Here is a 10,487-nt window from a genome sequence, read left to right as displayed (position 1 = left end):
CCGTTTTCGTCCAACTCAATGGGCTCATAAGCTTCCGGCAGTTCTTCCTCGTTTGTTCTTTCGAACAGCGGAGTGTAGATAAATTCAGCTTCACAGAGGTGTTCGAATGTCTCTCCGCAACGTTGGCAAACCAGGTCAACCTTGGCATGGGCAGTGCCTTTCATAACGGTCAACTTCTGGACATCTTTGCCAAAGTGCAGTGATACATCGATATCACTCTGCAAGCCAGCGGTTGATTCCTCCAGCCTGGGCATCTGCGACTTTTCCACTATCCCGACATAGTCGAGCAGCTTCAAGGCACTACGGACTGGATCAACCTTAACGGGCAACTTCACCTTTTGCATAGGGCGCGAATAATATAGGTCCAACAACTGATAGTCAAAGGAAAAAGTCCTTACCGCCGATGATTTTAACGTCACAAGTCCCTAGAATGCCGGTACCTGCTTTCATCGGTAACTCGATTATGCCACAGAATCTGATCCTCGCCTCAACTTCTCGCTATCGCAAAGCCCTGCTGGAGAAGCTTGGTCTCCCCTTTGAATGTGCCGCCCCCGATGTGGATGAGCGACCGCTGGCTGGCGAATACGCCGAGGCGCTGGTGGCCAGACTGGCTCGTGCCAAGGCTGATGCCATCGCCCAATATCGTGATCACGGCTTGATCATCGGCTCTGATCAGGTGTGTGTCTGCAATGGCCACATCCTCGGCAAACCGGGCACCATAGACAATGCCATAGCACAGCTGATGGCGGCTCAGGGGCGCAGCGTCACCTTTTACACCGGCCTGTGCGTACTTAACGCTGCAACCAATGAGATTCATCAATTGATTGAACCGTTTACGGTTCACTTTCGCGATCTCGACGAAGCCGCCATTCGCCGCTATGTAGAGGCTGAACTGCCCCTCGATTGTGCTGGCAGCTTCAAATGCGAAGGTATGGGCATCGTACTGTTCAAGGGGCTGGAAGGGCGCGATCCTAACGCCTTGATCGGTCTGCCACTGATCGGCCTGATCGAACTGCTGGAGCGCCACGGTATTGCCCTGCCCTGATTGCGGACGAGACGAATAGATAAGCTAGATCGAGGATATAAAAAGCCCGATCAATACACCGGGCTTCTGTTATCAATCAGATTGATGTCTCTTAAAGAGAGGCATCTATAACAGCCCGCGAAGAGCCGCCATAGAATCCACCACCGCCACTGGCCCGTGACGACGGAGGGCATCGCGGCTATCCACCCCCCAGGTGACACCAATACGCGGCATGGCGATCGCCTCGGCCATCGCCATATCGTGAACAGAGTCGCCGATCATTACCGCCTGCCGGGTTGACAGCCCCAGCTCATCCAGGATCTGCTCAAGCATCTGCGGATCAGGCTTGGAGCGAGCCTCATCGGCCCCGCGACTGGTTACAAACAACGGGCGCAGTCCGGTCTCATCCAATACCCGATCCAGCCCACGGCGTGATTTGCCGGTCGCGACGGCCAGTTGCAGCCCTCGTGACCGCCAATCATGCAGCAACTCCCCTGCCCCGGCAAACAGCGGGCTGGGGGTGGCATCGTGCAGATAGTGATGACGATAGCGATCGATGAGTGCGGCAATCTGGCGCTCATCAAAGGCACTACCACTGCCACTGCCACTGCCACTGCCACTGCCACTACTTAAAGGGAACAGACGGGACATGGCGACATCAAGGCTCAATCCGATGATCTGCCGGATCTGGGCTGGAGCAGGTACCGCCAGCTCACAATCTCTGGCGGCCCCTTGCACACAGGCAACAATCCGGCCTACCGAATCCATCAGGGTGCCGTCCCAATCGAAAATGGCGAGCCGGATATCCTGCATCAGCGTGGCAAGCCGTTGAGGAAGTTGTCGAGCTCAGGTGCCAGCGGCGCTTCTACCTGCATTTCGCGACCATCGGCCGGATGGGTGAAGCTGAGCTTCCAGGCATGCAAAAAGAGCCGTTTCAGACCTTGGCTGCGCATTTTCTCGTCAAACGCCGCTTCACCGTACTTATCGTCACAGGCGATCGGATGACCGGCATGCAGGGTGTGCACGCGGATCTGGTGGGTACGACCGGTGATGGGGCTGCACTCGACCAGGGTCGCTTCGGCGAATTGACGCACGATGCGAAAGCGGGTCTCCGAGGGCTTGCCATCGGCGCTGACCCGCACCACCCGCTCGCCAGACTGCAGATCGTTCTTGCGTAGCGGTGCATTGACCACTTTGACGTGAGCCTGCCATTTGCCGCGTACCAGCGCCAGATACTGCTTGCGCATGGTCTTGACGCGCAACTGTTCATGCAGGCTGCGCAGGGCGCTGCGTTTTTTGGCAACCAGCAATACCCCAGAGGTGTCGCGATCCAGTCGATGAACCAGTTCGAGGAAGCGGGCTTCCGGACGCAGGGCGCGCAGCCCCTCAATAACGCCAAAACTCAAGCCGCTGCCACCGTGTACTGCCATGCCGGAGGGCTTGTTCAGCACGATCATGGCATCGTCTTCAAACAGGATCTGGCTCTCCAGACGCTGGATAACACCGAGGTTGGCTGAAGGCAGCTCATTCTTCTCGGCAACGCGCACGGGGGGCACCCGCACCTCGTCACCTGCGCAGAGTTTGTACTCCGGTTTGATGCGCTTTTTGTTTACTCGCACTTCACCTTTGCGAAGGATGCGATAGATCAGGCTCTTGGGGACGCCCTTTAGCTGAGTCTTGAGAAAATTGTCGATGCGCTGCCCGTCATGCTCAGCTTCGATGGTGAGCAGCTGCACTTGTTGTTGTATCTGTGTCATGGCGCGGATTTTAACACTGCCAGCGCCCCTTGGCTGCATGGTTTGTTGAAAAATGGCGCCTTGCTATAAAAGAGGTTTAAATGGGATAATAAACAAGGTTTTGTCATTGTGTTCAAGCCTTGTACTAAGTGGCCAAAAAGTATGCCACCCAATCCCGAAACACCGTGTATACAAGAACATGACGGTTCCCGGGTGCGAGGTACAACGCATGGAGAACACAAACATCACCGTTTATTTGTCTCCATTTCGGCATCCTTATTCATTCCTTCTCGAGAAGTGATGACCAGAACGCCCTTAGTTTGCGCCTCATGCATACCCCAACCGGGAGGTTGCCCCAGTATGCTGAAGACCCGAGGCCGGCGCTGGCAGGACCCAGATGGAGGAAATCAAAATGACACAATAATGAGAACTCAATGAAAAGAATGCTTATCAACGCAACTCAAGAAGAGGAGTTGCGCGTAGCGCTGGTTGACGGACAACAGCTCTACGATTTGGATATTGAAAGTCCGGGACACGAGCAGAAGAAAGCGAACATTTACAAGGGTAAGATCACCCGCGTAGAACCCAGCCTTGAAGCTGCTTTTGTCGACTACGGCGCCGAGCGCCACGGTTTCCTGCCGTTGAAGGAGATCGCCCGCAATTACTTCCCCTCCGGTTACTCCTATCAGGGTCGTCCCAACATCAAAGAAGTGGTTCGCGAAGGTCAGGAAGTTATCGTCCAGATCGACAAGGAAGAGCGTGGCACCAAGGGTGCAGCCCTCACCACCTTTATCAGCCTGGCAGGTAGCTACCTGGTACTGATGCCCAACAACCCCCGTGCCGGTGGTATCTCCCGCCGTATCGAGGGTGATGAGCGGACTGAACTGAAAGAAGCCCTGAGCGGATTGACCGTGCCGGAAGGCATGGGCCTGATCGTACGTACCGCAGGTGTGGGCAAGTCGCCAGAAGAGCTGGAGTGGGATCTGAACGTTCTGCTCAACCACTGGGACTCCATCCACAAGGCCTCTCAGGAGCGCGCCGCGCCGGTGCTGATCCACCAGGAAAGCAACGTCATCGTGCGTGCCATCCGTGACTATCTGCGTCGCGATGTGGGCGAGATCCTGATCGACAATCCGGTGATTTTCGAACGCGCCAAGGCTCATATCGAGCTGGTACGTCCCGATTTCCTCAACCGTGTAAAGCTGTACAAGGGTGAGGTTGCCCTGTTCAACCACTTCCAGATTGAGAGCCAGATTGAATCAGCTTTCCAGCGTGAAGTGCGCCTCCCCTCCGGCGGCAGCATCGTTATCGATCCGACCGAAGCACTGACCTCCATCGATATCAACTCCTCCCGCGCCACCAAGGGCGGCGATATCGAAGAGACGGCGCTGCAAACCAACCTGGAAGCGGCCGACGAAATTGCCCGTCAATTGCGTCTGCGCGACTTAGGGGGACTGATCGTTATCGACTTCATCGACATGACCCCGGTTCGCCATCAGCGCGAAGTGGAAAACCGTCTGCGTGAAGCGGTTCATCAGGATCGTGCCCGCATCCAGCTGGGCCGGATCTCCCGTTTCGGTCTGCTGGAGATGTCTCGCCAGCGTCTGCGCCCTTCCCTCAACGAATCCAGCAGCCATATCTGCCCCCGTTGCCAGGGTCAAGGCGTGATCCGTGACAACGAATCTCTCGCCTTGTCCATCCTGCGTCTCATCGAAGAAGAGGCCATGAAGGACAACACCGAGCAGGTTCACGGCCAGGTGCCGGTGGATGTTGCCGCCTATCTGCTTAACGAGAAGCGTGCCGCCATCGCCAGTCTGGAGCAGCGCAATGATGTGCGTGTTTACATCATTCCGAACCAGCATCTGGAAACCCCGCACTACGAAGTAACCCGCATTCGTCAGAACGAGATCCCGGAAGCAGCCAGCTACGAGCTGAAAACCGAGATTGCCAAGCCGGTCTACCAACCGAAGCAAGCTCAGGTGATCGAGCGCGAGCAACCGCTGCTGCAAGGCTTTGCCCAACCGGCACAACCAGCCCCTGTTGCACCGCAACAGCCAGCGGCTCCCGTTGCTGCGGCCCCTGCCGAAGCAGGTTTCTTCAGCAAGCTGATCAAAGGCATTACCGGCCTGTTCAGCAGCGATGCAGCCCCTGCCGACGTGAAAGCGCCCGCCGAGAAACCTGCTGCTCGTGAAGCACGCAAGGATGAAGGTCAACGCCACCAGCGCGAAGAAGGTCGTGGCCGTGGTCAGCGTCCCCGTCGTGACGACAATCGTGGCAACCGCAACAATGCGGAAGCTGGCGAGAAGCGTGAAGGTGGCAACCGCGAAGCCGGTGAAAACCGCAATCGCCGTCCCCGCAAAGAGCGCGAGCCTCGTCAGGAGCGTGAAGCCCGTGGTGAGGTGCGTAGCGAACAGCGCATGGAACGTGAACCCCGTCAGGAGCGCGAACCTCGCGAGCCGCGCCAGGAACGTGCGCCACGTCCAGCCCGTGAACCTCGTGCTCCCCGTGAGCCGCGCGCCGAAGTCGTTGTTGAAGCGGTAGACGGCGTTGATGCAACTGCCGTCCAGCCACGTCAGGAGAAAGAGCAGAAAGTGGCCGAGCGCCGCGAACGTCGCCAACTGCGCAAGCAGATCCGCGTCGATGTCGCCGCTGCTGACACCCCTGCCCTGCCGATTGACGAAGTACCAGCGCAAGCTGAAGTGATCGATGCCACCGTGGGTAACGAGCAGGAAGAGCAGAGTGAAGGCCAGCGCCGTTCACGCCGCACTCCGCGCAGCCAGCGTATCGAAGGTCAGCGCCGCAAGCGCATCAACGAAGATGTCCGCAGCCAGCGTGACGAAGAACAGCAAGATACCACCACTCTGACCACCGCAGCCCAGGCAGATATTGCCAAAGCGCAGGTTGAAGAGCCGGTAGTGCCTGTTGTTACCATCCCGAGCGCTGAAGCCGTCGCTGCTGCTCTGCAAGCCTCTGCGGCACTGACCGAGCATGTGGTTGTCGAAGCCGTTGCTGAAGAAGCGGCCGAGCAGGCTGCTGCCCAGGTCGAAGCAACTCAAGCCGATGTGGCTGCCAGCCCGGTTGTTGCAGCTGTCGCTGAGGTCGTGGTTGCAGCAGAGCCGGAAGTTGCCGTTGTCGACGCTCCGGTTGTTGAAGAAGCCCCTGCAGTCAACACTCCTGTCGTGGAAGCTGTACCTGTTGCAGTCGAAATGCCAGCTGCTGTTGTCGAAGCCCTGACTCCTGTCGCTGCCGTTGCGGTGGAAGAGACTCCGGCCGTCACCAAACAGGTAGCTCACGGAGCTGGCCTGCTGGCTCGAGCCCGCAAAGCATCCGCGCCGATGGCAACCCCTGCCGAAGCTCCTGCCCTGCCTGCCCGTGAGCCGGTTAACTACCCGCCGCTGGTACGCAACGAGGTGAGCACATCAGGTCGTCATGGTGGCAGCACTGCCGCCGTCAACGTGGCCACCTGCCCGGCCGGTCGCCCCTAAGCAACCCGGGTTGACCCCTAAACAAAGCCACACCAACCAGTGTGGCTTTTTTATTTCTCGCTGTCCCGTCCTGAATATGGTTTACACCTTCCCCCCAATAAATGGAGAACCCGATGGGACAAGGTATGAAACGGACACAGCGCGATTACTCGCTGACTTTTAAATTGGCGCTGGTCGAGCAGATTGAAAAAGGCGAGCTCACCTACAAACAGGCTCAGGTGCGTTATGGCATTCAGGGCCGCTCCACCGTTCTGGTATGGTTGCGTAAACATGGTCGGCAAGATTGGAGCCAGGGGGCTTCTGTACGTGCCGGCAGGAGCATCACCGACAACCAGACGCCCGAACAGCGCATCAAGGAACTCGAGCAACAGCTGGCGCTGATGAGTCAGAAAGCCCAGTTCTTTGAGGCCGTCGTCGATGTACTGAAGAATGACTACGGCGTCTCCATCGTAAAAAAGCGACCCGGCAAGTCCTCTCGCAGCGGCAAGTCGAGAGGCTGACTATTGTCAGGGCTTGCCTGTTTCTGGGGATAAGCCGGCAGGCTTACTACAAGCGCAATCGGGTCGCCGACGAGCGCCATGCACAGGGATTGCAGGTGGTGCGCTTCGTGCGTCAGGTTCGACTGCGACAACCGCGGGTGGGCACTCGCAAGCTGCATTATCTGCTGCAGGGTCAGGATGATGGCGGGCTCAAGGTCGGGCGGGACAGGCTGTTTCAGATATTGACCGAGCATCGCCTGCTGGTGCCACCCAGACGGGCGTATCACAAGACCACCCACAGTTTTCACCGTTTCTACCGTCATCCAAACTAGCTCAAGGCGGGGCCAGAGCAGGTCACTCCGGTAGCACCGGAGCAGGTCTGGGTCGCAGATATCACCTATCTGCCAGCCCGCTGTACCTGAACCTGTGACGGCGGTGCAGTATTGCTTGGGTTTGTATAAGTCATTACATGAAAGGTACGGGGTGAAATGCTCGATGGCGGATGGGTATGACTGTTACCATAATGCGCTAGCGGAACGGGTGAACGGGATTTTGAAGGGAGTGTTGCTACAGGAAAACGCCGTGCTTTCTCCTCTGTTTGCGCTTTGGATATCCCTGATAAAGTCCATTTCAAGCGTTAATGTTCAGCATCATGACTATTGATAACTTTAGTACATAAATTTGTTTGTTGGCATATTAAAGCGGATCACAGATATGAAAAAAGGGCCCGCTGGCCCTTAGAAAAAATAACGTTGTTAACCACCAAACAGATGGTGGCTGACGATAAACAGGCCGCCGGAGAGCAGCATGGTCAGCGGCAAAGTCAACACCCAGGCCATCAGGATGGTCTTGATAGTCTGGCTCTGCAGGCCGGATTTATTGGCTACCATGGTCCCCGCCACCGCAGAAGAGAGAATGTGGGTGGTGGACACCGGCATACCGGTCAGACTGGCGACCCCGATGGAGGTTGCTGCCGTGATCTGGGCCGCAATGCCCTGGCTGTAGGTCATGCCGGTGGTGCCGATCTTCTCGCCCACGGTATGGACGATACGACGCCAGCCCACCATGGTGCCGCAACCCAGCGCCAGCGCGATGGAAACGATCACCCAGGTCGGTGCATATTCAGCGGTCGCGGTCAGATCCTTGCGCCATTTGGCCAGATCGGTCAGCTCCTTGGCTGGCAGCGGCAGCTTGGCAGCCTTGCGGGCGGTGTCATCGATACAGAGCAGCAGACGACGCACTTCGCGGCGGTCGGTCAGGCTCATCTGATCATAAGTTCGCACGGCACCCAGACGGGCATCCAGGGTGGCCATCGCCTGCAGCACGCCATCGGCGGAGCAGTGAGTCATCAGCTCTTCCTGAGCCGTTGCAGGTGCAGAGAAGTTGATGACGCCAGAGAGGGCGGACTGGTTGCGCTGGTAGATCTCCATGATGCGCTGGTTGGCATCCTGGGTCCGATCCAGGTCATAAGAGCGGCTGTTCATGTCCAGCGCGAAATAGGCGGGTGCCATGCAGATCAGCACCAGCATCACCAGACCGATACCCTTCTGGCCATCGTTGGAGCCGTGCACGAAGCTGACGCCCATGGCCGAGGCCACCAGGGTCAGACGCGCCCAGAATGGCGGGTGCTTCTTGCCATCGACCAGCTGACGCTCTTCCGGTGTTTTGTGGATCTTGTTGCTGGTCCAGATGCGTTTCATTGCCAGCAGCAGCAGCGCCGCGATGATGAAACCGATTGTGGGAGAGATGATGAGGGAGAGCATGATGTCGATCGCTTTGCCCACGTTGATCCCTTCTGTCACCGGTTTATGGGTGATCCAGGCATAGGCGCCGCCTACCCCCAGAATGGAACCGATCAAGGTATGTGAACTGGAGGCCGGGATCCCGAAGAACCAGGTGCCCAAGTTCCACACGATGGCGGAAAACAGCAAGGAGAAGACCATGATCAACCCTTGGGTGGAGTCCATCCCAAGCAGCAGGTCGATGGGCAGCAGATGGACAATGGCATAGGCCACACCCAGTCCGCCGAACATGACGCCAAAAAAGTTGAAGATCCCCGATGCGACGACCGCCAGGTGAGCTGGCATCGCCTTGGTATAGATAACCGTTGCTACCGCGTTGGCGGTATCGTGAAAGCCATTGATAAATTCATAGGCAAGCACAAAAAAAACGGCCAATACCAAACCGATTGACCACCACAAACCCAAACCACTAAACATTTCAAACATAAAAAAAAGCCTGTTTATGAGTTGCGGCGGATTATGCCAGATGGCGGCCAACACCATAGCCACCATTGAAATATTTCAGCCATAAAAAAAAAGAGCTTTTTGGAAAAAAATATCCTAGAGCCAGTCTTCATGCGGCTTGCCATCGATTAATTAAAGCCATCAATGATTGCGGGAAAGGGCAAAAATAGCTGACAATTAAGCCAATAATTTCATTTTTATGACGTTTTTATGACAGAAAAACGGGCGAAAGTGGTGATAAAACGTCCCTGCCCCGCCAATCTCATCCGACCAGCACCATCAACCCCATATCCGTTTGATTCCAGATGCAAAAAGGGAGCACCTTGTGCTCCCTTGCATCGTTGCCGTGTTGCCAGTTATCAGTCCTGATTGATACGACTGGCAACGGCGCCCTGTTGGCTCTTGTACTTGGCATTTTCCCGCTTGTTGTAGGGACGGGCCGCGATGCCGGAGAGCATCTCGAAGTTCAAGGCGCCAATTTTCATCTTCGGGCGCAGTGCCAGCGGCAGTTTGCCGCCGTTGTAGAACTCCAGCACGATGCGACCGGACCAACCCGGATCGATCCGGTGCGCGGTCACGTGCACCATCAAACCCAGGCGCGCCAGTGAAGAGCGGCCATCCAGCCAGCCGACGATATCGGCGGGCAGGGTGACGGATTCGTAGGTCACCGCCAGCGCCAGCTGACCCGGGTGCAGGTAGAAGGCTTCGCCATCGGGGATGTGGATCTCGTCACTCATCACCCGATCGATGGCATCGGCCATCTCGCTGCTCGGGCCGCTCAGGTCGATATATGGCGCGGTATGATCGCGAAACACCCGAAACTCGTTACCCAGCAGCACATCGACACTGACACCACTGATCCGCTCTACCCCGGGCCGTGGCTCAATGACGATCTTGCCTTCATCCAGATGGCGTTCAATATCGGTATCACACAGACGCATTGGGCGACTCTCCTGACAAATTGTGCTTTTAAAAAAGCCGGGCATCACCCGGCTTGTTTCATCTTAACCAATCAACATGTGGCGAATACGCGCCTTGAGCATGTCGATGGCGATGCGGTTCTTGCCACCACGGGGCACGATCACATCGGCATACTGTTTGGACGGCTCGATAAACTGCAGGAACATCGGACGCACTGTCTTCTGATACTGCTTGAGCACGGAGTCCATGGTACGGCCACGCTCCTGCACATCACGCACCAGACGGCGCAGCAGGCAGATGTCGAGCGGGGTATCCATAAAGATGGAAGCATCCATCAGATCCCGCAGACGGCTGTCGGTCAGCAGCAGGATCCCTTCCAGAATGATCACCCGGCGCGGGGCAAACGGGGTCACTTCGCTCATCCGGGTGTGTTCGGTGTAGGAGTACTGGGGAATGGCAACCGCGTCACCTTTGACCAGCTGGCTAAGGTGCTGTACCAGCAGGTCGTGATCCAGCGCGTTGGGGTGGTCATAGTTGGTCTTGACCCGCTCTTCCATGGTCAGGTGGGTCTGATCACGGTAGTAGCAATCTTCGGT

The 10,487-nt window shown here is 56.9% G+C and carries 7 protein-coding genes and 2 pseudogenes; 3 read left to right on the top strand and 6 right to left on the bottom strand.

The genetic code is table 11. The features are described 5' to 3' along the window. Nucleotides 1-344: pseudogene (locus G5358_RS18590) on the bottom strand (hypothetical protein); the annotation flags it as partial. Between the two features lie 119 nt (nucleotides 345-463). On the opposite strand from G5358_RS18590, the gene G5358_RS18585 reads away from it, so the two are divergent. Then, the gene (locus G5358_RS18585; RefSeq protein ID WP_216953600.1) at nucleotides 464-1,045 is read left to right on the top strand and encodes a Maf family protein; all 582 of its coding nucleotides are present in this window, start codon (nucleotides 464-466) and stop codon (nucleotides 1,043-1,045) included. Between the two features lie 105 nt (nucleotides 1,046-1,150). On the opposite strand, the gene G5358_RS18580 is transcribed toward G5358_RS18585, so the two are convergent. Further along, the gene (locus G5358_RS18580) at nucleotides 1,151-1,837 is read right to left on the bottom strand and encodes an HAD-IA family hydrolase (RefSeq protein ID WP_421324673.1); all 687 of its coding nucleotides are present in this window, start codon (nucleotides 1,835-1,837) and stop codon (nucleotides 1,151-1,153) included. Continuing rightward, nucleotides 1,837-2,781: a 23S rRNA pseudouridine(955/2504/2580) synthase RluC gene (rluC, locus tag G5358_RS18575; RefSeq protein WP_005351815.1), complete on the bottom strand. Its 945-nt coding sequence runs from the start codon at nucleotides 2,779-2,781 to the stop codon at nucleotides 1,837-1,839. Before rluC ends, G5358_RS18580 begins: the two co-directional genes overlap by 1 nt. Before the next feature lie 413 nt (nucleotides 2,782-3,194). Here rluC and rne point away from each other — a divergent pair, with 413 nt between their 5' ends. Both rne and G5358_RS18565 read left to right on the top strand, forming a co-directional pair. Further along, complete coding sequence (gene rne / locus G5358_RS18570; RefSeq protein WP_421324672.1) at nucleotides 3,195-6,245, top strand: ribonuclease E; 3,051 nt, start codon at nucleotides 3,195-3,197, stop codon at nucleotides 6,243-6,245. Between the two features lie 113 nt (nucleotides 6,246-6,358). Further along, nucleotides 6,359-7,294, top strand: a pseudogene (locus tag G5358_RS18565) (IS3 family transposase); the annotation flags it as partial. A gap of 185 nt (nucleotides 7,295-7,479) precedes the next feature. Here G5358_RS18565 and G5358_RS18560 read toward each other — a convergent pair. The 3 genes from G5358_RS18560 to udk form a co-directional block, all read right to left on the bottom strand. Further along, entirely contained in the window at nucleotides 7,480-8,952 is a 1,473-nt protein-coding gene (locus tag G5358_RS18560) for an inorganic phosphate transporter (protein ID WP_127005634.1), read from the bottom strand. 377 nt (nucleotides 8,953-9,329) lie between these two features. Continuing rightward, nucleotides 9,330-9,911: a dCTP deaminase gene (gene dcd / locus G5358_RS18555; protein WP_201987612.1), complete on the bottom strand. Its 582-nt coding sequence runs from the start codon at nucleotides 9,909-9,911 to the stop codon at nucleotides 9,330-9,332. 63 nt (nucleotides 9,912-9,974) lie between these two features. Continuing rightward, a partial coding sequence (gene udk, locus G5358_RS18550) for a uridine kinase (RefSeq protein WP_421324671.1) occupies nucleotides 9,975-10,487 on the bottom strand: 513 nt, incomplete at its 5' end.

It is taken from the genome of Aeromonas sp. 604176 (assembly GCF_049170755.1).
Taxonomy (GTDB): Bacteria; Pseudomonadota; Gammaproteobacteria; order Enterobacterales; family Aeromonadaceae; genus Aeromonas; species Aeromonas veronii_A.
This window is presented reverse-complemented; position numbering and strand designations above follow the sequence as displayed.

Coding starts and splice junctions, on each gene's coding strand:
- G5358_RS18585 (WP_216953600.1), top strand. CDS start 464: ATGCCACAGAATCTGATCCTCGCCTCAACTTCTCGCTATCGCAAAGCC.
- G5358_RS18580 (WP_421324673.1), bottom strand. CDS start 1,837: ATGCAGGATATCCGGCTCGCCATTTTCGATTGGGACGGCACCCTGATG.
- rluC (WP_005351815.1), bottom strand. CDS start 2,781: ATGACACAGATACAACAACAAGTGCAGCTGCTCACCATCGAAGCTGAG.
- rne (WP_421324672.1), top strand. CDS start 3,195: ATGAAAAGAATGCTTATCAACGCAACTCAAGAAGAGGAGTTGCGCGTA.
- G5358_RS18560 (WP_127005634.1), bottom strand. CDS start 8,952: ATGTTTGAAATGTTTAGTGGTTTGGGTTTGTGGTGGTCAATCGGTTTG.
- dcd (WP_201987612.1), bottom strand. CDS start 9,911: ATGCGTCTGTGTGATACCGATATTGAACGCCATCTGGATGAAGGCAAG.